The organism is Methylobacterium sp. A49B, from assembly GCF_053346215.1.
Map to the genome: position 1 here is coordinate 26,030 of NZ_JBKFBO010000137.1, position 24,097 is coordinate 50,126.

General features: G+C 71.3%; 22 protein-coding genes. 7 read left to right on the top strand and 15 right to left on the bottom strand.

The annotated features are described in order from the left end of the window. Positions 1-2: 2 nt before the first annotated feature. From fabI to fabA, 3 genes are all read right to left on the bottom strand, one after another. Complete coding sequence (gene fabI, locus ACLBX9_RS28020; protein ID WP_447721188.1) at positions 3-833, bottom strand: enoyl-ACP reductase FabI; 831 nt, start codon at positions 831-833, stop codon at positions 3-5. Between the two features lie 362 nt (positions 834-1,195). Continuing rightward, positions 1,196-2,422 (bottom strand): beta-ketoacyl-ACP synthase I, encoded by a 1,227-nt coding sequence (gene fabB / locus ACLBX9_RS28025; RefSeq protein WP_447721189.1) that lies wholly within the window; start codon positions 2,420-2,422, stop codon positions 1,196-1,198. A 139-nt stretch (positions 2,423-2,561) separates the two neighbouring features. Further along, the gene (gene fabA, locus ACLBX9_RS28030; protein ID WP_447721190.1) at positions 2,562-3,098 is read right to left on the bottom strand and encodes a 3-hydroxyacyl-[acyl-carrier-protein] dehydratase FabA; all 537 of its coding nucleotides are present in this window, start codon (positions 3,096-3,098) and stop codon (positions 2,562-2,564) included. A gap of 220 nt (positions 3,099-3,318) precedes the next feature. Here fabA and irr point away from each other — a divergent pair, with 220 nt between their 5' ends. Beyond that, positions 3,319-3,834, top strand: coding sequence for a Fur family transcriptional regulator Irr (gene irr, locus ACLBX9_RS28035; RefSeq protein ID WP_039892848.1), 516 nt, complete (start codon positions 3,319-3,321; stop codon positions 3,832-3,834). A gap of 378 nt (positions 3,835-4,212) precedes the next feature. On the opposite strand, the gene ACLBX9_RS28040 is transcribed toward irr, so the two are convergent. Next, positions 4,213-4,773 carry an SH3 domain-containing protein gene (locus ACLBX9_RS28040; RefSeq protein WP_010683390.1) on the bottom strand — a complete coding sequence of 187 codons (561 nt, stop codon included), beginning with the start codon at positions 4,771-4,773 and terminating at the stop codon, positions 4,213-4,215. Between the two features lie 273 nt (positions 4,774-5,046). Here ACLBX9_RS28040 and ACLBX9_RS28045 point away from each other — a divergent pair, with 273 nt between their 5' ends. Then, the gene (locus ACLBX9_RS28045; RefSeq protein WP_010683391.1) at positions 5,047-6,045 is read left to right on the top strand and encodes a 2-hydroxyacid dehydrogenase; all 999 of its coding nucleotides are present in this window, start codon (positions 5,047-5,049) and stop codon (positions 6,043-6,045) included. Between the two features lie 149 nt (positions 6,046-6,194). On the opposite strand, the gene ACLBX9_RS28050 is transcribed toward ACLBX9_RS28045, so the two are convergent. Both ACLBX9_RS28050 and ACLBX9_RS28055 read right to left on the bottom strand, forming a co-directional pair. Beyond that, positions 6,195-6,821, bottom strand: a complete 627-nt coding sequence (locus tag ACLBX9_RS28050; RefSeq protein ID WP_010683392.1) for a Crp/Fnr family transcriptional regulator — start codon at positions 6,819-6,821, stop codon at positions 6,195-6,197. 87 nt (positions 6,822-6,908) lie between these two features. Then, positions 6,909-8,258, bottom strand: coding sequence for a flavin monoamine oxidase family protein (locus ACLBX9_RS28055; protein ID WP_447721191.1), 1,350 nt, complete (start codon positions 8,256-8,258; stop codon positions 6,909-6,911). Positions 8,259-8,393: 135 nt separating this feature from the next. Here ACLBX9_RS28055 and ACLBX9_RS28060 point away from each other — a divergent pair, with 135 nt between their 5' ends. After that, positions 8,394-9,098, top strand: a complete 705-nt coding sequence (locus ACLBX9_RS28060) for a sulfate transporter family protein (RefSeq protein WP_039892853.1) — start codon at positions 8,394-8,396, stop codon at positions 9,096-9,098. Between the two features lie 98 nt (positions 9,099-9,196). Then, positions 9,197-10,471 (top strand): efflux RND transporter periplasmic adaptor subunit, encoded by a 1,275-nt coding sequence (locus ACLBX9_RS28065; RefSeq protein ID WP_447721192.1) that lies wholly within the window; start codon positions 9,197-9,199, stop codon positions 10,469-10,471. Positions 10,472-10,477: 6 nt separating this feature from the next. On the opposite strand, the gene ACLBX9_RS28070 is transcribed toward ACLBX9_RS28065, so the two are convergent. Further along, the gene (locus ACLBX9_RS28070) at positions 10,478-10,855 is read right to left on the bottom strand and encodes a cupredoxin domain-containing protein (protein ID WP_010683395.1); all 378 of its coding nucleotides are present in this window, start codon (positions 10,853-10,855) and stop codon (positions 10,478-10,480) included. Between the two features lie 211 nt (positions 10,856-11,066). Between ACLBX9_RS28070 and ACLBX9_RS28075 the strand changes: the two genes are divergently transcribed. Next, a complete protein-coding gene (locus tag ACLBX9_RS28075) occupies positions 11,067-13,949 on the top strand; it encodes an EAL domain-containing protein (protein ID WP_447721193.1) in 2,883 nt (960 codons plus the stop codon). Positions 13,950-14,219: 270 nt separating this feature from the next. Here ACLBX9_RS28075 and ACLBX9_RS28080 read toward each other — a convergent pair whose 3' ends face one another. The 7 genes from ACLBX9_RS28080 to ACLBX9_RS28110 all read right to left on the bottom strand — a co-directional run bounded on the left by ACLBX9_RS28080 (position 14,220) and on the right by ACLBX9_RS28110 (position 20,637). Further along, the gene (locus ACLBX9_RS28080) at positions 14,220-15,602 is read right to left on the bottom strand and encodes a class II 3-deoxy-7-phosphoheptulonate synthase (protein WP_447721194.1); all 1,383 of its coding nucleotides are present in this window, start codon (positions 15,600-15,602) and stop codon (positions 14,220-14,222) included. Positions 15,603-15,718: 116 nt separating this feature from the next. Next, on the bottom strand, positions 15,719-16,036 hold the full coding sequence (locus ACLBX9_RS28085; protein WP_010683398.1) for an RNA polymerase sigma factor region1.1 domain-containing protein: 318 nt from the start codon (positions 16,034-16,036) through the stop codon (positions 15,719-15,721). Between the two features lie 54 nt (positions 16,037-16,090). After that, the gene (gene gor / locus ACLBX9_RS28090) at positions 16,091-17,473 is read right to left on the bottom strand and encodes a glutathione-disulfide reductase (RefSeq protein ID WP_447721195.1); all 1,383 of its coding nucleotides are present in this window, start codon (positions 17,471-17,473) and stop codon (positions 16,091-16,093) included. Further along, positions 17,470-18,702, bottom strand: coding sequence for an O-antigen ligase family protein (locus tag ACLBX9_RS28095; RefSeq protein ID WP_447721196.1), 1,233 nt, complete (start codon positions 18,700-18,702; stop codon positions 17,470-17,472). Before ACLBX9_RS28095 ends, gor begins: the two co-directional genes overlap by 4 nt. A 28-nt stretch (positions 18,703-18,730) precedes the next feature. Further along, the gene (locus ACLBX9_RS28100; protein WP_447721197.1) at positions 18,731-19,285 is read right to left on the bottom strand and encodes a DUF2059 domain-containing protein; all 555 of its coding nucleotides are present in this window, start codon (positions 19,283-19,285) and stop codon (positions 18,731-18,733) included. 43 nt (positions 19,286-19,328) lie between these two features. Next, on the bottom strand, positions 19,329-20,042 hold the full coding sequence (rpiA, locus tag ACLBX9_RS28105; protein ID WP_447721198.1) for a ribose-5-phosphate isomerase RpiA: 714 nt from the start codon (positions 20,040-20,042) through the stop codon (positions 19,329-19,331). Between the two features lie 130 nt (positions 20,043-20,172). Then, positions 20,173-20,637, bottom strand: coding sequence for a hypothetical protein (locus ACLBX9_RS28110; RefSeq protein ID WP_447721199.1), 465 nt, complete (start codon positions 20,635-20,637; stop codon positions 20,173-20,175). Positions 20,638-20,811: 174 nt separating this feature from the next. Here ACLBX9_RS28110 and ACLBX9_RS28115 point away from each other — a divergent pair, with 174 nt between their 5' ends. Then, positions 20,812-21,510, top strand: a complete 699-nt coding sequence (locus ACLBX9_RS28115; RefSeq protein WP_010683404.1) for a phosphoglycolate phosphatase — start codon at positions 20,812-20,814, stop codon at positions 21,508-21,510. Positions 21,511-21,951: 441 nt separating this feature from the next. Here the strand turns inward: ACLBX9_RS28115 and ACLBX9_RS28120 are convergent, their stop codons facing one another. Next, positions 21,952-23,106, bottom strand: coding sequence for a pyridoxal phosphate-dependent aminotransferase (locus ACLBX9_RS28120; protein WP_447721200.1), 1,155 nt, complete (start codon positions 23,104-23,106; stop codon positions 21,952-21,954). A gap of 172 nt (positions 23,107-23,278) precedes the next feature. On the opposite strand from ACLBX9_RS28120, the gene ACLBX9_RS28125 reads away from it, so the two are divergent. Continuing rightward, positions 23,279-24,058, top strand: coding sequence for a DsbA family protein (locus ACLBX9_RS28125; protein ID WP_447721201.1), 780 nt, complete (start codon positions 23,279-23,281; stop codon positions 24,056-24,058). Positions 24,059-24,097 lie beyond the last annotated feature (39 nt).

Sequence of the window (24,097 nt, forward strand, 5' to 3'; positions counted from 1 at the left end):
CCTCAGGCGTCTCCGACGACGCCGGCCTCGTCCTGCGCCTGGAGCACGTCCGGGCGCGGCATCGAGATGATGTTGTAGCCGGCATCCACGAAGTGGACCTCGCCGGTGACGCCGCCCGAGAGCGGTGACAGCAGGTACAGGGCCGAGCCGCCGACATCCTCCAGGCTGACCGTGCGCCTCAGCGGCGCGTGGGCCCGCTGGTGGTTGAACATCAGCCGCGCGTCGGCGATGCCGGCACCGGCCAGCGTCCGCATCGGGCCGGCCGAGAGCGCGTTCACCCGGATCCCGTTCGGCCCGAGATCTGTGGCGAGGTAGCGCACCGAGGCTTCCAGCGCCGCCTTGGCCACGCCCATTACGTTGTAGTTCGGCATCACGCGGGTCGCGCCGCCATAGGTCAGCGTCAGCAGCGCCCCCCCCGGCGCCATCCGCTTGGCCGCGCGCTGCGCGATCTCGGTGAACGAGAAGCACGAGATCGTCATGGTCCGCACGAAGTTCTCGCGCGTCGTCACGTCGACGTAGCGGCCCTTGAGCTGCGCCTTGTCGGAGAATCCGATGGCGTGGACGACGAAATCGAGCCCGCCGTCGAAGCGCGCGTCGAGGGCGTCGAAGACCGCGTCGACGGAGGCTAGGTCCTCCACGTCGCAGGGGAGGACGATGTCCGAGTCGAGCTTGGCGGCGAGGGGGGTCACGCGCCGGCCCAGGGCTTCCCCCTGGTACGTGAAGGCGAGGCGCGCGCCTTCCGCGTGCAGCGCCTTGGCGATGCCCCAGGCGATCGAGTGATCGTTGGCGACGCCCATGATCAGGCCGCGCCGGCCCGCCATCAAACCTGTCATGCCGACCCTATCCTGAACGAGCACGCCGCTCCGGAACGGAGGCGGGCCGCGGGATGATCGTCCAAACCGCGGCGCAGAGCCTTAACGCGGCTGGCCGCACGCGCCAAACCGGTCCACACCGATCGCGCGGCAAAAAAAAGCCCCGCCGGATGGCGGGGCGGTCGCGGGACGCGGCGCGGCTCAGAAATGGCCGTCGGTGTGCGCCTGCGCCTCGTCGATGAGCGCCTGCTTTGCGTAGATCGCGGCACAGCCCGCGATCATCAGCCCGCCCAGGGTTCCCAGGATGAAGGTGCCCATCGCCATCACCGATTCTCAACGACCGGTAAACGCGTCCCCCGTTCGGCCGGTTCCACCGGCCGCGCTCAGGCGTCCACGTGCTTCAGGACCAGCGTGGCGTTGGTCCCGCCGAACCCGAAGGAGTTGGTCAGGACGTGGCCGAGCTGCGCGCCGTCCCGGCGCTCGCGCAGGATCGGCATGTCGGCGAAGGCGGGATCGAGCTCGTCGATATGCGCGCTCTCGCAGATGAAGCCGTTGTTCATCATCAGCAGGCTGTAAATCGCCTCCTGGACCCCCGTGGCGCCCAGAGAATGACCGGTCAGGGACTTCGTGGCGGAGATCGGCGGACAGCCGTCCCCGCGACCGAACACCTCGCGAATCGCCTCGATCTCCTTGTCGTCGCCCACGGGCGTCGAGGTCGCGTGCGGGTTGATGTAGTCGATCCGCGCGCCCTTCAGGCCGTCCAGCGCCTGCCGCATGCAGCGCACGGCACCCTCGCCCGACGGCGCGACCATGTCGTGGCCGTCCGACGTGGCGCCGTAGCCCGCGACCTCGCCGTAGATCCGGGCGCCGCGGGCCTTGGCGTGCTCCAGCTCCTCCAGCACCAGCACGCCGGCTCCGCCCGCGATGACGAAGCCGTCGCGGTTGGCGTCGTAGGCCCGGGAGGCGCGGGACGGCGTGTCGTTGAACTTCGACGACATGGCGCCCATCGCGTCGAACAGCACCGACAGGGTCCAGTCCAGGTCCTCGCAGCCGCCGGCGAAGATGATGTCCTGCCGGCCGCCCTGGATGATCTCGGCGGCGTTGCCGATGCAGTGATTCGACGTCGCGCAGGCCGACGAGATCGAGTAGTTCACGCCACGGATCTTGAACCACGTCGCCAGCGTCGCCGAGGCGGTGGACGACATCGCCTTCGGCACGGCGAACGGGCCGATCCGCTTCGGGCCCTTGTCGCGGGCGATGGCGGCGGCTTCCACGATCACCCGGGTCGAGGGCCCGCCCGAGCCCATGATGATGCCGGTGCGCTCGTTCGAGATGTCGCCCGCGTCCAGGCCCGCATCCTGGATCGCCTGGTCCATGGCGACGTGATTCCAGGCGGTGCCGCCGCCGTGGAAGCGCATGGCGCGCCGGTCGACAACGCCCTCCGGGTCGAGGTTGGGCGCGCCGGACACTTGGCTGCGGAAGCCGTGCTCGGCGTAGCTGGCGTCGCGCGCGATGCCCGAGCGGGCCTCGCGCAGGGAGGCGAGCACCTCCTGCGTGTTGTTGCCGATGGACGAGACGATGCCCATCCCGGTGATGACGACACGGCGCATGATGGTGACACTACCTCCGTCGCGGCCGCGGTCGCCCGCGGCGCGTCCCGGTCAGCTAAGGTGACGCGGACACAATCTCAACAGCCGAAAGCGCTCGGCGTTGCAGCTAGGCCGGAAACGGAGGCCCTGCGGCGCCGGCTCAGCTCTGGAACAGGCCGACCCGCATGTCCTGGACCTGGTACACCCGCTCGCCGTCGGCCTCGAGCCAGCCGTCGCCGATGCCGAGGACGAGCTTGCCCTGGCGGACCCGCTTCACGTCGACATTGTAGACGACCTTCTTGATCGTCGGCAGGACCTGGCCGGCGAGCTTCACCTCGCCCACGCCGAGGGCCCGGCCCCGGCCCGGCGAGCCGAGCCAGCCGAGGTGGAAGCCGAGCATCTGCCACAGGGCATCGAGCCCGAGGCAACCCGGCATCACGGGGTCACCCTGGAAGTGGCAGGGAAAGAACCAGAGGTCGGGCCGGATATCGAGCTCGGCCGTCACGTGCCCCTTGCCGTGGGCGCCGCCGTCAGCCGCGATCGATGTGATCCGGTCGAACATCAGCATGGGCGGCAGCGGCAGCTGCGCGTTGCCGGGCCCGAAGAGTTCGCCGCGCCCGCAAGCCAGGAGTTTCTCATAGGAGTAGTGCGACTGGCGGCTCGCGCTCTGCGCGGGTGTCTCGGCGTCTGGCGGCATTGCTGTGGCTGTTTCCTCGGGCTGGCGCGCACGGCGCGTTCGCGGGCGATGTCGCTCGCCCTTGCGGAGGCGCGGGGGTTAACACGGGCCGCCGCACCGTCAAAGCCGTCAACCGCCGTCGATGCGGCGCAGCAACACTCGGGTTGCGACAGCCTGCCCGGTCTCATATACTGTCGAGACGTCCGTTCCCCAGGCCCCTTGTCGAGCGTTCAGTCCAGCGATGTCCGAACCGGTGCCCTTCCAGGCCGTCTTCAACGGGCGGGTCCCCGTCCCTCAGCTGGAGGCGAACGGGACACCGCGCCGCGGCTGCCCGCTCTCCGACCTGCGCGACCGCCTGCGCCGGGCCGGCCTGCGGCCGACGCGGCAGCGCCTGTCGCTGGGCTGGCTGCTGTTCGGCCGCGGCGACCGCCACCTGACCGCCGAGATGCTCTACGACGAGGCGATGCGGGCGAAGGTGCCGGTCTCCCTGGCGACGGTCTACAACACGCTGCACCAGTTCACCGAGGCGGGCCTGCTGCGCCAGCTCGCGCTCGACGGGTCGAAGGCCTATTTCGACACCAATCCGACCGAGCACCACCACTTCTATCTCGAGGACGAGAGCCAGGTGATCGACATGCCGGATTGCGGCATCACGGTCGATTCGTTGCCCGAGGCGCCGGAGGGCATGGAGATCGCCGGCGTCGAGGTGATCGTCCGCCTGCGCCGCAGCCGTCCGGCGGGTCGCCGCCAGGGCTGACGCCCGCCGCGCTCCGAGATCACCAGGATCGCTGCAAGGCCCGGCATCGTCCGGGCCTTCGTTTTTTCGCGGCCAGGAGAGCGTTGAGGCGCGAGGCGCCGCAGAAATCGTCACGGCGGACCGTTCGGCGACTTGAGCCGGGTCCTCCGGACGCCGATGGTCTACGACATCAGGGTCGCGCGCAGTCATTCCGGGGCGCCGCAGCCGAGCCCGGACTCCAGATCCGCCGACGGTACCAGATCCTGATCCAGCGGTGTTTATGGATCCCGGGCTCCGCTGCGCGGCCCCGGGATGACGGGGCGTTCGGCGCGTTGGTGTCGCCAGTCGTGCAGCATCCTCCCTGACGCACGCCAGTGCGCCGGTCGCGTCAACCGGAGACTACTCCACCACCTCGTTCGGGTAGACGCCCCAGAGGCGGTTCTGCCGGATGTAGCCGTCCACGTCCCGCTTGTTCGGAAGCGCGACGATGAGGCGGCACCACGTTCCCGTGCAGCTCTTCACGCTGCCGATGACGCCGGTTTGCAGCCGCGCCTCGTCCTCGGCACCGTCGTCGGCCTTCGCCCGGAGCGAGACGGCGGCCTTCTCGACGCCCTTGTCGGGTCCGGCATTCACCAGGGCCGTGCGCCGCCCGGAGAGGAGCGAGTGCAGCACCCAGCCCTCCGTACCCTCCGAATCGCGGATCCGGCGCCACGTCTCGAACTCGCCCACGATCTCCACGGGCAGGCCGGCGCGCTGGAAGACCCAGAGGGTCCGGTGATCCTTCGACGGGCCCTCGCGGAGATTGACCCGGTCCGTCTTCAGGCTGGCGTAGCGGGGCAGCGGCAGCTTGGTCACCGGGCCGACCCCGGTCTCGGGGGGTGTCGGCGCGGCCGCGGCCCCGGTCGCGAGGCCGCCGGCCAGCAGCGCCGCGACGGCGAAGCTGAGGCGTGGCACGCGCATGGTCCTCTCCCATTCTCTGACGCGACGCGGTTCGGTGCCGGGCATGTCCGAAGCGGGGCCCGTCCGGCAAGCGGGCCGGGCCGGCTTCCGATTGTGTTCCGGCCCACCTCTGGTAGAGAGGCCAATGGGTCGGAACAGGCTCCGGGACCGGCGCCTCGTGACCGATCCTGTCTGGCCGAGTTCGGTTAACGGACGCTTGCGGGAAGCGGTCCGCGTAAGAGCCGCCGGGCCCGAGCCGCAATCAGGGCCGCAAGGCCGACCGGGGAGAGAGACGTGTCGAAGCGCAAGCCGCTGGTGGTCGTGACGCGGCGCCTTCCGGATGCCGTCGAGACGCGGATGCGCGAGCTGTTCGACGTCCGGCTGAATTCGGAGGACGCGCCGATGGCGGCCGACGCCATGGCGTCGGCCCTGCGCGAGGCCGACGTGCTCGTGCCCACCGTGACCGACGAGATCGATGCCGGCCTGATCGCGCAGGCGGGGCCGAATCTCCGGCTCATCGCCAACTTCGGCAACGGTGTCGATCACATCGACGTGTCGGCAGCGCTGGAGCGCGGCATCACGGTCACCAACACCCCCGGCGTCCTGACCGAGGACACGGCCGACATGACGATGGCGCTGATCCTCGCGGTGGCCCGCCGGGTCACCGAGGGCGCGCGCATCATCCCGGACGACGAGTGGACCACCGGCTGGTCGCCGACCTGGATGCTCGGCCGGCGCATCACCGGCAAGCGCCTCGGCATCGTCGGCATGGGCCGGATCGGGCAGGCGCTGGCCAAGCGCGCCCGTGCCTTCGGCCTGCAGGTGCATTACCACAATCGCCGCCGCGTGCCCGCCGCCATCGAGGGCGCGCTGGATGCGACCTATTGGGAATCCCTCGACCAGATGCTGGCCCGGGTCGACATCGTGTCGGTCAACTGCCCGCACACGCCCGCGACCTACCATCTCCTCTCGGCGCGTCGCCTCAAGCTGCTCAAGCCCGAGGCCGTGGTGGTGAACACCGCCCGCGGCGAGGTGATCGACGAGAACGCCCTCGCGCGCCTGATCGAGGGCGGCGAGATCTCGGCCGCCGGTCTCGACGTGTTCGAGCAGGAGCCGGCGGTCAGCCCGCGCCTCGTCAAGCTGGCCCGCCAGGGCAAGGTGGTCCTCCTGCCCCACATGGGCTCGGCCACCTACGAGAGCCGCACCGACATGGGCGAGAAGGTCATCATCAACATCAAGACCTTCATGGACGGGCACCGTCCGCCGGACCGCATCCTGCCGAGCATGCTCTGATCGGGCGCCGACGCGCGCCGTCTTTGCGGGCGGCGCGAAGCAACCCAGACGGCGCTCCGCGCGCCGGCCTCGCCGTGCCCTGGGTCACTGCGCTCCGTTCGTGATGACCGAGGGTCGGTTTCACACGAACGACGCGGTGGAAAGCCGCCCTAGAGGACGTCCCCGGTCACCGCCTTCGGCTTGGACATGCCCTGCACGCCCTGGAACAGGCGTTCGCTGGTCAGCTTGAGGAAGTAGAAGCCGAATTCCGGATTCTGGAAGTAGAGCTGCTTGACGTCCGAGTAGGACACGCACAGCGCGTGGCCGGCCTCGACGCAGACCAGCGAGGCCGTGCGGGCGTTCTCGGGCGACAGGAGGCCCAGCTCGCCGACGATTCCGCCCGCGCGGACCTCGATCCCGACCTCCGGGATCCGGAATACGCCGCTCTCGATGTAGTACATCTCGTCGGCAGTATCGCCCTTCCGGAACACGACCTCGCCGATGCCGAACGGCCGGCGCGAGCCGAAGGGGCGCAGCCATTCGAGGGAGAGGTCGCCGTCGGCCGCCGTCTCGACATCGCGGACGAGGCGCAGCATCTGCCACAGCCGGTAGGCGTTGAACGGCATCTGGATCAGCTCGGTCAGCACCACCGGCATGCTGCCGATGAGGATGCCGTAGGTGATCACCGCGACGCTCGCGCAGAGCGAGATGATCCGCAGCGGGATCATCGTGCTCATGGCGGTGGCCGAGATTGTCAGCGCGGTGCCGAGGTATCCGATGCCCTCGATCCAGTCCATGGCGGCCCCCTGAAGCTCGTCGCCCGGGGGATGCCTGTCTTGTCCGGTCCCGGCAAGGTAATGCGGGGCCTCCGGTGCGCGCCCGCCTCAGGTTGTGCCCGCGCGGATACGCTCCGGGGCCGCCTGCGCGACGCGGGCGGCGACGGCCTCGGCGGCGCGCACGCCCTCCTCGTAGGCGCCGCCTACCGTCCCCCACTGCGCCCGCGAGAGCGCCTCTCCGGCGAACCACACCGTGTCGGCGAGGGGCTCCCGCAGGAGAAGGCGGGCGGGCGCATGGCCGGGCGGCACGACCGCCCAGGATCCCCGTGACCACGGGTCGTGGCGCCACGCGCTCACCGCCGGGATGGTCAGGTCGCGCAGTCGCGCCCGCCCGAACAGGGAACCGAGGACCGCGCGGACGTGGCGGCGCACGCCGTCCGCGCCGGCGCCGGCGGCGTCGAGGGCGGCGGCCTCGTGCAGGTCGAGTTCGTAGTAGTGGAACGGCGTCCCGTCGATGCGGGTGAGCAGGCCGGCCGGCGTGCGGCGCTTGCCGTGCGTCGCCGCCAGCCGGTCGCGACCCCGGAACGGGCTCGACGGCCAGTGCAGCACAGCGTGCTCGTAGATGCCGGTGGTGAAGCCGTCGATGGCCGCGCGGACCGCGTTCGGCAGCGGCGGCGTGAAGGCCGGGCCGTCGCGCAGAACCATCATGGGCACCGTCAGGATCAGCGCGCGCGCCCGGTACTCCGCGCCGCCTTCCGTGATGACCCGGACGCGGCCCCCCGACCACTCGATCCGGGCTGCCGGCGCGGAGAGCCGGATCGGCAGCCCGTCGGCGAGGCGGGCGAGATAGCTGCCGTAACCGTCGGCGAGGAAGTAGTTGTCGCCGTATTCGAGGCTCGGGAAGTCGTGGAGCGAGACCTCGCTCAAGGGCCGCCCGGAGACGAGGCCGTGGACCTGCGCGACCCGTCGCCCCCAGGGACCGAGACCCGGCGGCAGGGCGGTGGAGGCCGGCCTGTCGGCGCCGGGCCGCGCGGCGCCGCGCGTCATCGCCCGGTCGGCGCGTTCGAAGGCGCGGGCATTGGCGCGGACCGCGTCCAAACCGCCGGGCCGGCCGTCGACCCAGACGTGGCTGTCCTGGGGTGCCCGGCGCAGCCGCTCGCCGCGGGCGCGTCCCAGCGCGACCAGGGGATTGATCGGTCCGGCATGGAGCCAGTGGGCGCCGAGGTCGAGGGGGTGGCCGCGCAGGGACACCGTCAGGGCGCGCCCGCCGACCCGTTCGCGCGCCTCCAGCACCGCGACGGTGACGCCGCGTGCCGTGAGGGTCCGGGCCGCGCCGATCCCGGCCGCGCCGGCCCCGATGACCAGCACCTCCGGCTCCGCCGGCAGCACCGCGAGACGCGGCGCGCAGGCGGGCCGACGCGGCGGATCGGCGCTCCTGAAGCCGGCCGCCTGCGACATCGCGTGTCCCCTCTCCGCGTCCTGCACGTGCCCTCCCCACCGCTCGCCCCGCCGCCGTCGCGGCCTTGCGCCGCCGGCCGCACCGTTTCACAACGCAGCCGCGCCGCCCCCGGCGCGGGCCGGAACCATCGCCCGATGCTCGTCGAGTCCGCCGCGGCGGCCCTGCGCCAGACCTTCTCGCCGCCGCTCCGCGCGATCCTGTGGAAGTCCCTCGGCCTGACGCTCGGGCTGCTGGCCCTGATCTGGCTCGGCCTCACCCGGCTGATCCAGGCGTTCCAGGCAAGCCATCACATCTCGGCCCAGTACCCGATCCTCGACAGCCTCGCCTACTACCTCGCCGGCTTCGGCCTCGTGGTGGTGCTCGCCTACCTCATGCCGGCGGTCTCGATCCTGGTGGCGGGTTTCTTCCTGGATGACGCGGCCGCGATCGTGGAGCAAACGGACTTCCCCGAGGATCCGCCCGGCCGCGCCATGCCGTTCGGCACCGCCATGCTGTACGCGGTCCGCTTCGCCGGTGTGACGCTGCTGGTCAACCTCGCCGCCCTGGTGATCTTCTTCGTCCCGGTGATCGGCATCGCGGCGTTCTTCGCCGCCAACGCCTACCTCCTCGCCCGCGAGTATTTCGAGATGGCGGCAGCCCGGTTCCGCCCCCTGCCCGAGGCCGCCGAGATGCGCCGCGCCTTCTCGGGCCGGACGCTGGCCGCCGGCTGCCTCCTCGCGGCCCTGATGGTGGTGCCGATCCTTAATCTGCTGACGCCGCTCTTCGGGATCGCCCTGATGGTCCACCTGCACAAGCGCCTGAGCCGGCGCCCGCGCCTGACCGGACCTCGCCCGGCCTGAGCGGCGCCGGTGCGGCCAAAGTCCGCTCTGGCGGCCAAGGCCTGCGGCCGCTACCTTCGCGGTGAACCCGGCCGCACGCTCGGGCGGAGAGCGGATCGATGAAGGCGCACGACGCGGGCGCGGAGGTACCCCCGCCGCCCGGCAAGGCCCCGTTCCTCCTCGTCGGCCTCGTCGGTGCCGGGCTCCTGGCCTGGGGCGCCTACGGCCACTGGCAGCGGGACGTCGAGGCGACGGCCACGCTGGAGCAGACCAAAACCCTCGTGCCGCAGGTCCGCGTGATCGCGGCGGAGCGGGCCGACGGACCCCTGGATCTGGTGTTGCCGGGGGAGATGCAGGCCTTCACCACGGCGGCGATCGCCGCGCGCGCCACGGGCTACATCGCGGAGCGCCGCGTCGACATCGGCGCGCGGGTCAAGGCCGGCGACCTGCTTCTGCGGATCGCCGCCCCGGATCTCGATCAGCAACTCGCCCAGGCCGAGGCGCAGGTCGGCCAGCTGAAGGCGCAGCTCCTGCAGGCGCAGGCGCAGGTCGAGCAGGCCCGCGCCAACGTGAACCTCGCCAACCTCACCAACAACCGCACCTCGACGCTGGCGGTGCAGGGCTGGGCCTCGCGGCAGAATGCCGACAATTCGCAGGCCAGCGTCCTCTCCCAGGCGGCGACCCTGGCGGCCGCCGAGGCCGGCGTGAAGGTCGCCACCGCCAACATCAAGGCGCAGGAAGCCGCGGTGGAGCGGCTCAAGGCGCTGACCGCCTTCGAGCGGGTCGTCGCGCCCTTCGACGGCGTCGTCACGACCCGCAATGTCGATGTCGGCGATCTGGTCCGCGCCGACAACGGCGGCACGCCGCTCCTCAGCATCGACGAGGACAGCACCCTGCGCATCACCGTGAACGTTCCGCAGAACGATGCCGTCGGGATCAAGCCGGGCGTGAAGGCCGTCATCACCGTGCCGCAGCTCCCGGGCCGCAGCTTCGACGGCTTCGTCGAGCGCAGCTCGGTGGCCCTGAACGCCGCCTCGCGCACCCTCACCACGCAGGTGGACGTGCCCAATGCCGACCGCACCCTGCGGGCCGGGCTCTACGCCTACGTGACCCTGAAGATCCCGCGCACCGAGACGACGATCTCGATCCCCGCGGAGGCGACCGTGTTCAACAGCCAGGGGCTGCAGGTCGCGGAGGTCGGCGCCGACGACCGGGTGACGTGGCGCACGGTGCGGGTGCGGCGCGACCACGGGCGCACCCTGGAGCTCGACTCCGGCCTGACGGCCGACAGTCACGTCATCTACAGCCCGCCGCCCGACCTGCGGGACGGACAGGCGATCGAGCGCCGGAAGCCGGCGCCGCCAACCCCGCCGCTGCGGTCGGCCCAGCGCTGACAGGCCTCAATCCACGCGGACGACGAGCTTCATCTTCGGGTGGATCCCGCAGAGGACCTGGAAGGTCCCGCGCTCGGTGAAGGTGATCGGCGTGCGGCTGCCCGGCTCCTGATCGCCGGAATCGAAGTTGAAGCTGTCCGACTCAACGAAGACGTGGTGCAGAAGGTCACTATCGTCGTTGACGAAGGTAATCGTCTCGCCGCGGCCGACGGTGAGATTGCCGGGATGGAACATGCGGCCCTTCTGCGACACCGCTATTCCCGAGGCGCTCAGCGTCCCGCTCAGGAGTAGACCGCACAGCGCACCGGCGGTCAGAGCCAGCGCGGCCGGGATCACTGCAGACCAGCGCGACGAAACGGACAACCGCAGCTTGGAGGCGTACATGCTAGTCCCCGGGTTCTGAAGTCTAGCCTTGCCAAGATTTCGTTGAGAAAACATTTTTTCGTCGGGTGAACGCGCGGGCGAGGCCCGATCTGCGGTCTTTCAGCCGCCGGATGCCCGGACTGACGCACGAAATTCTCGTCGCGGTCGGATAATCGCCTCTTAACATGTGCCAATTACAGATGACGGCACGTGCGATGCGGCGACCGGTGCAATGCGAGACCCCGATACAGCGACGGAGGAGAACGGGCGGCCATCGGCGCCCGGCCCGGCGCGCTGGGCCTTCGGGCTGACCACCACGATCCGAAGCCGGATCTTCGTGGCGTTCCTGGGCATGAGTCTGCTGTCGGCGGCGCTCGGGCTCTACGCGGTGGTGGCGATCTCGCACATCGGGACGCTGATCAACCGCACGTACGACGAATCCCTGATGTCCATCAATTACGCCCGCGCGACGGCGGCGGACTTCGCCAAGATGCGCATGGCCTTCGCGCGGCGGATGAGCCGTCACGACGCTGCCGAAAAGGCCAAGCTGGACGCGGAGATCGCGGACCTCTCGACGACGCTGGCCGAGGATCTCACGATCGCGGTCGAGCGCTCCCAGTCCGACCGGGCGGTCCGCACGGCCGGTGCCGTCCAGGCGGCGGTCACCACCTGGGAGGAGATGCGCCGCGCGCTCGATCCGGCCACGGCGCGGCCGGAGCGCTGGGATGCCCTGGACCAGCAGGCCAGCGTGGTCGACAGCCAGATCGACCTGCTGGTGAACTACACGGCGGGCGACGGCTTCACGTTCCGTCAGGCGGCCCGCACCCTCGTCGCCTGGGAGATGCGGCTCAACACCATCGCCACCGTCCTGGCCATCGCGGTCTGCGCGCTGATCGCGTGGCTGCTCAACCGCCGGATCACCGGGCCGCTGGCCGCCGCGTCGGCCGCCGCCGAGCGCATCGCGAGCGGCCGCCTCGACGACCGGATCCCGGCCGGCGGCCGCGACGAACTGGGCAGCCTCCTGCGCTCCATGGCGGTGATGCGCGACAACATCCAGTCCATGATGGCGCGCGAGGTCAGCCAGCGCCGCCGCGCCGAGGCGCTGGTGGCGGACGCGCTCCAGACCTCGCGCGAGGCCGTGGTGATCGTCGATTCGGCCGGGCGCATCGCGATGGCCAACGCCCAGGCCCTGCGCTTCTTCGACGGGCTCGAGGCGGCCCTGGAGGCCGGAACCTGCCTGGAGCTCCCTGCCGGCGGAGCGGAGTGCCCCGATGCGGAAGCGCTCGCGGAATGCTTCCGGGCGCTGGCACGCGACGGCGACATCCGCCTCGCGGACGGACGCTGGCTGCGCGTCAGCCGCAGCGCCACCCAGCAGGGCGGGTTCATCGCCGTGTGCAGCGACATCAGCCTGCTGAAGGAGCAGGAAAATCGCCTGACCCAGACCAACCTCCGCCTCGATGCCGCCCTCGACAACATGTCGCAAGGCCTCTGCCTGTACGACGCGCAGGACCGGCTGATGGTCGTCAACCGGCGCTACAGCGAGATCTACGGCCTGCCGGCGCGGGCCGTCGTGCCGGGCATGTCGACCCTGGAGGTCATGCAGGCCAGCCTGGCGGCCGGCAACCATCCCGGCTGCACCCTGGACATGATGATCCGGCAGCAGGGCGAGGCCTTCCAGAACGGTGCGTGGCGCACGCATTTCCAGGACCTCAGCAACGGCCGCATCGTCGCCATCGATCGCCGGCAGACCGCCGATGGCGGCTTCGTCGCCACCTACGAGGACGTGACCGAGCGCCGGCGCGCCGAGGCCCGGATCGCTTTCCTGGCCCATCACGACATGCTGACCGGCCTGCCGAACCGCGTGGCGCTGGGCCAGCAGATCGAGATGGCGGTCGCGCAGGCCGGCCGGGACCACGGTTTCGCGGTCTTCGCCATCGATCTCGACGACTTCCGGCCGGTGAACGAGACCCTGGGGCACGGCGTCGGCGACGAGCTCCTCGCCGCGGTGGCCAACCGGCTGACCGCCTGCGTGCGCGAGATCGACTGCGTGGCCCGGCTCGGCGCCGACGAGTTCATCATCGTCCAGCGCGGCATCGACCGTCCGGAGGATGCCGCCGTGCTGGCCCGCCGCATCATCGAGGTGGTGAGCGCGCCCTACAGCCTCAGCAGCCACGAGATCAGCGTCGGTCTGACCATCGGCATCACCCTGGCGCCGGGCGACGGGACGAGTTGCGAGAAGCTCCTCAAGAACGCAGAGGTCGCCCTCGACCGCGGCAAGACCGAGGCACGGGGCTCCTTCCGGTTCTTCGAGCCCGAGATGGACGCCCGGCTCCAGGCGCGCCGGAACCTCGAGCGCGACCTGCGCGACGCCCTCACGCGCGAGGCGTTCGAGGTCTACTATCAGCCGATCTACAGCCTCGACACGGATCGGATCTGCGGCTTCGAGGCGCTGCTGCGCTGGAACCACCCGACCCGCGGCTTCGTCTCGCCGACGGAGTTCATCCCGATCGCCGAGGAACTCGGCCTGATCGTGCCGCTCGGCGAGTGGGTCCTGCGCCGCGCCTGCGAGGAGGCGGCCCGTTGGCCGGACGGTCTCAAGGTCGCCGTCAACGTCTCGGCGGTGCAGTTCGCCTCGGCGAGCCTCGTGACCGCCGTGCGCGAAGCCCTGCGCCGGACCGGCCTGCCCGGCCGGCGGCTGGAGCTGGAGATCACCGAATCGGTGCTGGTGGCCAATCCCGGCGCGACCACGGCGATCCTGCACAGCCTCAAGGCGCTGGGCGTGCGTGTGGCGATGGACGATTTCGGCACGGGCTACTCATCGCTGAGCTACCTGCGCTCCTTCCCCTTCGACAAGATCAAGATCGACCAGTCCTTCGTGCGCGATCTCTGCATCGCGGACGGGACCGACTTCATCGTGCGGGCGGTGATCGGGCTGGGGGCGAGCCTCGGCATGACGACCACCGCGGAGGGTGTCGAGACGGAGGCCCAGCTCGCGCGGCTGCGCGCGGAAGGGTGCGACGAGGTCCAGGGCTTCCTGTTCAGCCGACCCGTCCCGGTCCCGGAGGTCGCGGCGGTCATCCGCCGGTGGAACGAACCCACCCGCGCGATCGCTTGAGCGGCCCTACCTGCCGACCCTCACGCCCCCCTCTGCGGGGGAGCGGATTCACACATCTCCATGCGGCACTAAGGCCATGAAAGCAGAGCGTTTTTCCCCTCCCCCTTGCGGGGAGGGGCAGGGGTGGGGGTGGCTCGGAAGGCACCTTCACGCTCGATCCTGCGCCACCCCCACCTCCAACTCCTCCCCGCAAGGGGGAGGAGAGAGCGCCTCGGCCCGCGAAGTGTGAATATTGTAGCCTGTGTGAGGCAGAGAAAGGCGCGCCCTGCCCTACTCCGCCGCGTCGAGGCGCGGGCGCTCCACGTGGCTGCGCTCCGCCTTGACCAGTTCGGCCGTGCGGAACGCCACCTCCAGCGCCTGCTCGGCGTTGAGGCGCGGGTCGCAGTAGGTGTGGTAGCGGTCCTGCAGGTCGTCGGCCGTGAGCGCCCGGGCGCCGCCCGTGCACTCGGTCACGTCCTTGCCGGTCATCTCCAGGTGGATGCCGCCCGCGATGGTGCCCTCGGCCCGGTGAACGCCGAAGAAGCCCTCGATCTCCTGCATCACCCGCTCGAACGGCCGGGTCTTGTAGCGGCCGGCCGGGATCGTGTTGCCGTGCATCGGATCGCAGGTCCACACCACCGAGCGCCCTTCCCGCTCGACCGCCCGGATCAGAGCCGGCAGATGATCGCCAACCTTGTCGGCGCCGAAGCGGCAGATCAGGCTGAGGCGGCCGGCCTCGTTCTCCGGGTTGAGCAGGTCGATCAGCCGGATCAGACCGTCCGCCTTCATGGACGGGCCGCACTTGAGGCCGATCGGGTTCTTGATGCCGCGGGCGTATTCCACGTGGGCGTGGTCCGGCTGCCGGGTGCGGTCGCCGATCCACAGCATGTGGCCCGAGGTTGCGTACCAGTCGCCGGTAGTCGAATCGACGCGGGTCAGCGCCTCCTCGTAGCCGAGCAGCAGGGCCTCGTGGCTGGTGTAGAAGTCGGTGGTCCGCACCTCCGGATGGGTCTCCGGATTGATGCCGATCGCCCGCATGAAGTCGAGGGCGTCGGTCATCCGGCCCGCCACGTCCTGGTAGCGGGACGATTGCGGCGAATCCTTCACGAAGCCCAGCATCCAGCGATGCGCGTTCTCCAGGTTGGCGTAGCCGCCCGTGGCGAAGGCGCGCAGCAGGTTCAGGGTCGCGGCCGACTGGCGGTAGGCCTCGAGCTGCCGCCGCGGATCGGGCACCCGGGCGTCCTCCGAGAAGCCGATGCCGTTGACGATGTCGCCGCGGTAGCTCGGCAGGCTCACGCCATCCAGCGTCTCGGTGGGCGAGGAGCGTGGCTTGGCGAACTGCCCGGCGATGCGCCCGACCTTCACCACCGGCGAGCCGCCCGCGAAGGTCAGCACCATCGCCATCTGCAGGAACACCCGGAAGAAATCGCGGATGTTGTCGGCCGAATGCTCGTCGAAGCTCTCGGCGCAGTCGCCGCCCTGGAGGAGGAAGGCCTGGCCCGCCGCGACGCGCGCGAGCGCCGCCTTCAGCTTGCGGGCCTCACCGGCAAAGACCAGCGGCGGAAAGCTCGCGATCTGCGACTCGACGGCACCGAGGGCGGCGGCGTCCGGATAGGTGGGGACCTGCTCGATCGGCAGATGTCTCCAGCTCTTCGGTGTCCAACGCTCGCCCATGACCTCTCTCCGCGCACCCCTTCGTGCGACCGCGCCTCGTGCGCGAAGCGCGGCTTATAGAGAGGTTCCCGCACCGAGGCGAGTGCCGGTATCGCGGGGGCAGGCGCGCCCCGGCGTCAGGCCTCGCCGTCCTCCACCTCGATGCCGTGCTCGGCCAGGATCCAGAAGATCGCCTCCAGATCCTCCGCGGAGACATCCCGCGGCGGCAGGGCCTCCTCCAGGTCGTCGTAGGTCAGGCAGCGGCTGCGCTGCGCCTCGGCCTTGGCGAGCAGCTGGTCGATGGCCCGGCGGATGTCGGCGGGCAGCGCGTCATGGCTCGGCGGCCGGTGGAAGGTCGGACGCAGCGCATCCGCCAGCAGGCCGTCGATGATCGCCTGCCGCCGCGCATGCGCGTCGTCGCCGCCCCGTCCCTTGCCTGCGCTCGGCTTGCCCATGCCCCTGATCTAGCTCGGGAGGGCAGCGCGTCGAGGGCCCGCGCCAAGGAGTCCTCAGCCGACGCCGACCGGGTGCTTGGTGACCTCCGGGACGCGCATCGTCACGAGTTCCTCGGCGGCCGTCGGGTGCACCGCGACCGTGCGGTCGAAATCGGCCTTCGTGGCGCCCATCGTCACGGCGATGCCCACCGCCTGGATCACCTCCCCGGCATCGTGACCGAAGATGTGAACGCCGACCACCCGGTCGGAAGCGCAATCGACCAGAATCTTCATGAGGATGCGCTCCTCGCGACCCGAGAGCGTGGCCTTCATGGGACGGAACCGCGCCTTGTAGACGTCGATCTTGCCGTAGACCTCCCGCGCCGCCGCCTCGGTATGGCCCACGACCCCGATCTCGGGGGTCGAGAACACCGCGGTCGGGATCAGCCGGTGGTCGACGCAGGACGGCTTGCCGCCGAAGACCGTGTCGGCGAAGGCGTGCCCTTCGCGGATCGCCACGGGCGTCAGGTTGGCCCGGTTGGTCACGTCACCCACCGCGTAGATCGACGGCACCGTGGTCTGGGAATAGGCGTCCACCGGGATCGCGCCGGCCGCGTCCGTCTCGATGCCGACCCGGTCGAGGCCGAGCCCGGCGACGTTCGGACGCCGGCCCGTGGCGACGAGGATCTGGTCGGCCTCGATCGCGCTGCCGTCATCGAGCTGCGCGACCAGACCGTCGTCCCGCCGCTCGATGCGCGTCAGAGAGCGCCCGAGCCGCAGGTCCATCCGCTGGCGGTAGGCCTCGGCCAGGGCGTCGCGGACCTCGTCGTCGAACCCGCGCAGGAGCCTGTCGCCCCGGTGCAGGAGCGTCGTCCGGCTGCCGAGCGCCGCGAAGATGCCGGCGAACTCCACGGCGATGTAGCCGCCGCCGACGACCAGGATCCGCTCCGGCAGGCTTTCCAGTTCGAACACCTCGTTGGAGGTGATCGCGTGCTCGATCCCCGGTACGGCCGGCTCCTTCACCGGATGCCCCCCGACCGCCACGAGGATCCGCTCGGTCCGCACCGTCCGGCCCGACCCGACGAGGCGCACCGTGTGCGGATCCTCGATCACGGCGCGCTCGGGGACGATCTCAACGCCGGCGCGGATCAGGTTGGCGTCGTAGATGCCTTCGAGCCGGGTCACCTCGGCGTCGCGCCGCCGCTTGAGGATCCCCCAGTCGAACCGGGGCTTCTCCACCGTCCAGCCGAAGCCCGCCGCGTCCTCGAACTCGTCGGCGAAGCGGCCGGCATAGACCATGAGCTTCTTCGGGACGCAGCCGCGGATCACGCAGGTGCCGCCGACCCGGTACTCCTCGGCGAGCATGACCCTGGCGCCGTAGCCCGCCGCGATCCGTGCCGCGCGGACGCCCCCGGAGCCACCGCCGATGACGAAGAGGTCGACGTCGAACGCGCTCATGCCGAATTGTCCGTCTCAGGATTCGGGACCGCGCCGGCCCGGGAGGCCGAACGCATCCACGAGATGGCAGCGCCGAGCCCCGCCGTCCACCACGCGGCCCAGCCGTTGTGCTCGACGAAGGCGATCGCCGACGCGCAGGCGACGAGGCCGAGGGCCGCCCCCCGGTCCGGCTGCGGCAGCCGGGCGATCCGGGCGAGCAGCAGCATCAGCGCCAGGGTGGCGAGGATTGCGCCCGGCAGCCCCAGCTCGGCCCAGACCTGCAGGAAGCTGTTGTGCGGGTGCCCGACGCCGAGGAGCAGGCGCATCTCGGGCGGCACCGTCTGCGCGACCGGCGTCTCGGCGAACCGCGCGCTCGTCCCGTAGCCGGCGCCCCGCCAGGGATCGGTCGCCACGGCCGCGCCGAAGCTGCGCGCGATGGCGACCCGGGCCCGGGAGGAGGATTGCACGAGGCGCTCGTGGGCGGCCTCCGGCATGAGGCGGGCGAGGAGGTCGCCCTCGACGGGGGCGAGCGCCACGGCAAGGCCGAGGCCGAGTCCGGCGAGCCCGATCCCGACCCGCGGCGGCAGCAGCCGCCCGGCGGCGAACGTCGCGGCGCCCGCGACGAGGCCGAGCTGGGCCGCGCCGCTGATCGAGCGCAGGACGCCCAGCGCCGCCAGGGCGACCACTGCCGCCGCGAGGCTGCGGGCGCGCATCCGCCACAGGACCAGCGCGAGCGGCCCGGCGACGAGATCGAGCGTCAGTGCCGGCCGGTTGTGCACGAAGGCGGCGACCCGGCGACCGAGCGCCCGCTCCAGGGCGAGGTCGGACGCCAGGTCCACCGCGATCAGGAGGCCCGCGAGGCCGATCGCGATCGCGGCCAGACGCGGCGCGAAGGCCGGCATGCGCCCGGGCGCCAGACAGCCGACGCAGTAGGCGGCGAGGAGCGTCGGCAGGAACTCCCCCAGCACCCGGATCGACGCGGCCGGGAACGGGCTCCAGCTCAGCGACAGGAAGGCCCAGCCCAGGACTGCGAGCGTCGCGCCGCCCAAGGGGCTTCCGAGCGGCGCCAGGAGACGGCGCGGGAGCGCGCCCCGCTCCTCGATCCAGCGGGCGGCCAGGAAGGCGAGCGCCGACACCCCGACGAGCGCGGGGCTCGACCGGTTGGCCAGCACCATCGCGAGCGGCATGACCGCGAGGAACGCCCAGCCGGCCGCGTAGAGCCGGCCGGCCGCGCCGGCCGCGCCCGTCACGGCGACGCGTTCCCGGGCGCGGCCGCCCTCACTGCATCTGGTGTCCGCGCTTGCCCATCTCGGCGCGGACGCGGACCATGACGTATTCCGAGACGTCCTGGGTCCAGTCCTGCATCTCCTGCACCATCTCGTCGAGGAGCTGGGGCTGGGCCTCGACGTAGTGCCTGCCGGCGGGGGAGCGGAAGAAGGTCGCGATCTCCTTCAGCTCGGCCTCGGAGAACTTCGACGCGTAGGTCCGCGCCGCGATGTCGATCATGCGCTGCTTCTGCAGCTCCATCTCCGGCTGCAGCGAGGCCAGGACCTCGTCGAGATCCTTGGCGAGTTCCGGCCGCGTCACCGCCTGCTTGCGGATCTGGTCCGCGAAGGCGGGCAGCACCGAATCGAAGGAGCGCGCGATGCCCGAGGCGAGCATCACCTCGCGGGCGAGGGCGAGATGGCTCGGCGTAAAGGCCGGCGTGTTGGCGGACGGCGTGCTCGGCTGCGCCGCCGGCGTGGCGGGCGCCGCCTTGCCGGCCTGGGCGGAGGCCGCCTGCGGCAGCGCGATCAGGGCGAGGCCGAGCGCGGCGATGAAGCGTCGGGACATGCGGGGCTTTCTTGCGAGGAGGGCCTGAGGAGGAAGCGGCGCCTCAGGTGAGGCTGCCGAGGATGGTGATGTCGGCCGTCCCGTCGCGCGCGGCAGCCAGGATCGCGGCGTCGGCGATGCCGAGGAACAGGCCGTGCTCGACGACGCCCGGGACGGCCCACAGCGCGGCGCCGAGGGCGTCCGGATCGGGGATCGCGCCGAGATGCGCGTCGAGGATGTGATGGCCGCCGTCGGTGATGATCGCGCCGCCGTCGGGCCGGAGCCGCAGCCGGACGGCGCCGCGACAGCCGGCGCCCGCGACCGCGGCCTCCACCGCCCGGTGCGTGGCGGTCAGGCCGAAGGGGTTCACCTCGATCGGCAGCGGGAAGGCGCCGAGCGTCGTCACGCGCTTGGCGGCGTCGGCGATCACCACCATCCGGCGGCTGGCGAAGGCCACGATCTTCTCGCGCAGGAGCGCGGCGCCGCCGCCCTTGATCAGGCGTAGCTGCGGGTCGACTTCGTCCGCCCCGTCGATGGTCAGGTCGAGTTCCGGCTGCTCGTCGAGGGTGGCGAGGCGGATGCCGCCGGCCTCGGCCTGCGCCCGCGTCGCCTCCGAGGTCGGCACGCCCAGGATGTCGAGGCCGCCGCGGACCCGCTCCGCCAGCAGGTCCACGAAGGCCGCCGCGGTCGAACCGGTGCCGAGACCGAGCCGCATGCCGGGTTCGACAAGTTCCAGGGCGCGGGCGGCCGCGGCCCGGCGCAGGTCCGGACCGCTCACCGCGGCACGGCCCTGACGATGGGGGAGATCGAGGGAGCGCGCATCCTGGGCCGTCCATCATGCTGCGGGAGTCGGCCGGCCCCTAGCATGGGACAGCGCCGACCGGAACGCCCGCGGCGGCGGAGCGGCGTCACGGGCGGCCGCCCTGTGTCGGGGTGGCGCTGGCCCCGGCCCGGCCCGGTGCCGGCCCGGTCAGCGGCGCGTCGGTCCCGGCCTCGGCGCCGGGCTTGCCCTGCTGCGTGCAGACGACCTGCTCCTTCTTCACCAGGACGAAGCAGATGCTCATCTCGCCGGTGCGGTAATTCACCCGGAAGACGCCGGCCTCCCGGGTGTGGCGGCTCGCGACCAGCCCGTATTCAGACGGGGTCTGGGGGCCTGCGCCCTCGCCGGCGCCGAAGCAGACCGTCTGGCCGATGCCGCCGGCCGATTCCTGGAGTCCGTACTGGCAGGAGGTGACCTCGCCGGTGACCTTGTCGACCCGGTACATCCGGTTCAGGTCGGTCTGCGGGGCCGGCACGAACTCGTAGGACGCCGCCGCGGCCGGCAGGGCGTAGAGCGCGGCGCAGACGGCTAGGAGGGGCAGGAACGATTTCATCGCGGATCTCGGGGCGGGGACAGGCAGCGTTTCGCTGCGCTTTCGGGCGAGTCTGGGGCGCCGAGCGCCCGACCGCGCGCTTTCCGCGGGCCGGGCGCGACGCGGCGCCAAGGCGGGTTGCCCCCGGTCCTGCGCCCCGTTAGCGAGACCCGAGCCAACAGGAGCCTCCCGACCATGCCCGCCGGACCGACGACCCGCCCACCGATCGCCGTGTTCGACCTGGACGGGACGCTGGCGGAGACCGCGGGCGACCTGATCGGCACGCTCAACGTGCTGATGAAGCGCGAAGGTCTGGCCGAATTGCCGCTGTCGCAGGCCCGCGGGCTGATCGGTGCCGGCGCCAAGGCGCTGATCCGGCGCGGCTTCGAGGCGGAGGGGCGCGCCCTCTCGCCGGAGGATCACGACCGGCTGTTCGACGCCTTCATCGCGCATTACGGCGACCATCTCGCCGACACGTCGCACCTCTACCCGGGCGTGGTCGAGGCCCTCGACGAGTTGGAAGCGGCGGGCTTCCGCCTGGCCGTCTGCACCAACAAGTACGAGGGCCAGTCGGTGGAACTGCTGCGGATCCTCGGCATCGGCCACCGTTTCGCGGCGATCTGCGGCCGCGATACCTTCCCGCAGTTCAAGCCCGATCCGCGCCACCTCACCGGGACGATCACGCGGGCCGGCGGCGATCCCGGGCGCGCCGTGATGGTCGGCGATTCCCGGACCGACATCGACACCGCCAAGGCGGCGGGCATCCCGGTGGTCGCCGTCACCTTCGGCTACACCGACCGCCCGGTGACCGAGTTGGGACCGGACCGGGTGATCGAGCACTTCTCGCAGTTGGTGGAGGCGATCGGCGCCGTGGTCCCCATGGAAGCGGTCTGATCCGTTTTCCGCTCGACCGCTTCGGGTGACGCGGCTTGTCCCGGCCATCGTCTATGACCCGGGCCGTGACAACTTATGGTCGGCGATCCCACCCATTGTCCTCATCCTGAGGCGCCGGAGCGCCGCGCAGGCCTCGAAGGAGCCGTCCAGGGATCGCGCGGCTGGCTGGAGCCCTCCTTCGAGGCCCGCTTCGCGGTCACCTCAGGATGAGGTGGCAGGGCTGGATCTGCCGGAATGCCGTCTTGCCGCGCACAGCCGTCTTGCCGCGGAATGCCGTCTTGCCGCGCACAATCGCGTACTGCGTTGTCCGTCATCGCGAGCGCAGCGAAGCGACACAGGGTCACGCGAGGCATGTCGGCGTGGCGCTGACGCGCTGGCTCCGCTCCGCTCGCAAAGACGGCGTCGTGACGGCGTCGTCTCAACCTGAGCGGGGACGGGCCGTCAGCGCAGCCAGGCCCGCAACCGCGCCACCGCCGCGCGGCACTCGTCCGCCGATCCGGCGAACGAGAACCGGACGTGGTGGTGGCCCTCATCCGGGTCGAAGTCGAGGCCCGGCGTCGCCGCGACATGCGCCTCGTCGAGCATCCGGCGGCAGAAATCCGAGGCGTCGTTGGTGAGGTTCGCCACGTCGGCGTAGAGGTAGAAGGCGCCGTCGGCCGGGTGGACGCGTCCGAGGCCGAGGCCCGGCAGGGCATCGAGGAGGATCGCGCGGTTGCGGGCGTAGCCGTCGCGGATGGCGTCGAGTTCCTCGGTCGCGTCGAAGGCTGCGAGCGCGCCGACCTGCGAGAGGTAGGGCGCCGAGATGTAGAGATTCTGCGCCAGACGCTCGATCGGGCGGACCAGCGCCTCCGGAACCACCATCCAGCCGACCCGCCAGCCGGTCATGCAGTGGTATTTCGAGAACGAGTTGATGATTACCGCGTCGGGTTCGAAGCGCAGGGCGGTGGTCGTGGGCACGCCGTAGCTGAGGCCGTGATAGATCTCGTCGGAGATCAGCGGCAGGTTCAGGGCCCGGGCCGCCGCGCAGAGGTCGCGCAGCGCCGCCTCCGTGATCACCGTACCGGACGGGTTGGCGGGGCTCATCACCAGCGCGCCGGCGACGGGCGTGCGGGCATGAGTCTCGCGCAGGAGCGCCGCCGTCGGCGCGTAGCGGTCGGCGTCGCGCAGGACCATCGGGGCCGGCACGAGGTCGAGGGCCGACAGGATGCTGCGATAGGCCGGGTAGCCGGGCTGCGGCACCGCCACCCGCGCCCCGGCATCGAACAGGCTCATGAAGGCCAGGACGAAGCCGGCCGAGGATCCGGTGGTGATGACGACCCGCTCGGGGCTGACTGTGACGCCGTGCCGCTCGGTGTAATCGCGGGCGATGCGCGCCCGCAGAGCCGGCAGGCCGAGAGCCTCGGTATAGGGCACGCGGCCGGTCGCGAGGGCCGCCTGCGCGGCCGCGATGACCGCCCGTGGCGCGGGCGCCGAGGGCTGGCCGACCTCCATCCGCACCACGTCGTCGCCGGCGCGCGCCTTCGCGGCGGCTGCCGCCATGACATCCATGGCGAGGAACGGCTGGACGGCGGCGGCCCGCCGGGAGATCGGGATCATGCGGTCCTGGCTCTGCGTCGGGCGCGGCTCATGCTTCGGGGTAGACCCTCGCGGCCCGCGCCTCAACCATACGGCGCGCTTGCCGGATTTGACCGGGTGCCGCGAAAACGCCTAACCCAGCCCCTACCGCTCGCCCGACGCGCGGGCCGGCTTGCCGCGCAAGCGAGGATCCATGCCGTTCATCCGCCCCCTGCCCGCTCTGGCCCTGCTGCTCGGCCTCGCCGCGCCCGCGCTGGCGCAGACCGCGCAACCGCCCGCCGCGCCGTTCACGGACGCGCAGCGCGCCGGCATCGAGGCGATCGTCAAGGACTACCTGATCAAGCACCCGGAGGTGCTTCAGGAGGCGCTGGCCGAGGCCGAGAAGCAGCAGGCCGAGACCCAGCGGCTCGCGCAGGCCGCCGCGCTGAAGGAATCGCGCGAGGCGCTCCTGAACGGTCCCCACGACGTCGTCGCCGGCAACCCCTCGGGTGACGTCACGATGGTCGAGTTCTTCGACTACAATTGCGGCTATTGCCGCAAGGCGCTGCAGGACGTCCAGACCTTGATCAAGTCCGACCCGAAGCTGCGGGTCGTGATCAAGGATTTCCCGGTGCTCGGCCCGGAATCCCTCGAGGCGAGCCAGGTGGCGATCGCGGTCCGCCAGCAGCTCAAGGGCGAGAAGCTCTGGGAGTTCCACCAGAAGCTCCTCGAGACCAAGGGCCGCGTGAACGGCGCCCGCGCCATCCAGGTGGCCAAGGATCTCGGCGTCGACACCACCAAGCTCCAGAAGGACATGGCGGCGCCCGAGGTGAAGACGGCGTTGAGCGAGAATCGCGGCCTCGGCGACCGACTGGGCCTGTCGGGCACGCCCGCCTTCATCATCGGCGACGAGGTGATCCCCGGCGCCGTGGGCGTCGAGCCGATGCGCAAGACCATCGCCGACGTGCGCCAGTGCGGCCACGCGTCCTGCTGAGCGTCTCCGTCGAGCCGCCCCGTCACGGAAGGTGCTCCG

Excerpts from the sequence above, each read along its gene's own strand:
- fabI (WP_447721188.1), bottom strand. The coding sequence starts at position 833 with ATGACAGGTTTGATGGCGGGCCGGCGCGGCCTGATCATGGGCGTCGCC.
- fabB (WP_447721189.1), bottom strand. The coding sequence starts at position 2,422 with ATGCGCCGTGTCGTCATCACCGGGATGGGCATCGTCTCGTCCATCGGC.
- fabA (WP_447721190.1), bottom strand. The coding sequence starts at position 3,098 with ATGCCGCCAGACGCCGAGACACCCGCGCAGAGCGCGAGCCGCCAGTCG.
- irr (WP_039892848.1), top strand. The coding sequence starts at position 3,319 with ATGTCCGAACCGGTGCCCTTCCAGGCCGTCTTCAACGGGCGGGTCCCC.
- ACLBX9_RS28040 (WP_010683390.1), bottom strand. The coding sequence starts at position 4,773 with ATGCGCGTGCCACGCCTCAGCTTCGCCGTCGCGGCGCTGCTGGCCGGC.
- ACLBX9_RS28050 (WP_010683392.1), bottom strand. The coding sequence starts at position 6,821 with ATGGACTGGATCGAGGGCATCGGATACCTCGGCACCGCGCTGACAATC.
- ACLBX9_RS28055 (WP_447721191.1), bottom strand. The coding sequence starts at position 8,258 with ATGTCGCAGGCGGCCGGCTTCAGGAGCGCCGATCCGCCGCGTCGGCCC.
- ACLBX9_RS28060 (WP_039892853.1), top strand. The coding sequence starts at position 8,394 with ATGCTCGTCGAGTCCGCCGCGGCGGCCCTGCGCCAGACCTTCTCGCCG.
- ACLBX9_RS28065 (WP_447721192.1), top strand. The coding sequence starts at position 9,197 with ATGAAGGCGCACGACGCGGGCGCGGAGGTACCCCCGCCGCCCGGCAAG.
- ACLBX9_RS28070 (WP_010683395.1), bottom strand. The coding sequence starts at position 10,855 with ATGTACGCCTCCAAGCTGCGGTTGTCCGTTTCGTCGCGCTGGTCTGCA.
- ACLBX9_RS28075 (WP_447721193.1), top strand. The coding sequence starts at position 11,067 with ATGCGAGACCCCGATACAGCGACGGAGGAGAACGGGCGGCCATCGGCG.
- ACLBX9_RS28080 (WP_447721194.1), bottom strand. The coding sequence starts at position 15,602 with ATGGGCGAGCGTTGGACACCGAAGAGCTGGAGACATCTGCCGATCGAG.
- ACLBX9_RS28085 (WP_010683398.1), bottom strand. The coding sequence starts at position 16,036 with ATGGGCAAGCCGAGCGCAGGCAAGGGACGGGGCGGCGACGACGCGCAT.
- gor (WP_447721195.1), bottom strand. The coding sequence starts at position 17,473 with ATGAGCGCGTTCGACGTCGACCTCTTCGTCATCGGCGGTGGCTCCGGG.
- ACLBX9_RS28100 (WP_447721197.1), bottom strand. The coding sequence starts at position 19,285 with ATGTCCCGACGCTTCATCGCCGCGCTCGGCCTCGCCCTGATCGCGCTG.
- ACLBX9_RS28110 (WP_447721199.1), bottom strand. The coding sequence starts at position 20,637 with ATGAAATCGTTCCTGCCCCTCCTAGCCGTCTGCGCCGCGCTCTACGCC.
- ACLBX9_RS28115 (WP_010683404.1), top strand. The coding sequence starts at position 20,812 with ATGCCCGCCGGACCGACGACCCGCCCACCGATCGCCGTGTTCGACCTG.
- ACLBX9_RS28120 (WP_447721200.1), bottom strand. The coding sequence starts at position 23,106 with ATGATCCCGATCTCCCGGCGGGCCGCCGCCGTCCAGCCGTTCCTCGCC.
- ACLBX9_RS28125 (WP_447721201.1), top strand. The coding sequence starts at position 23,279 with ATGCCGTTCATCCGCCCCCTGCCCGCTCTGGCCCTGCTGCTCGGCCTC.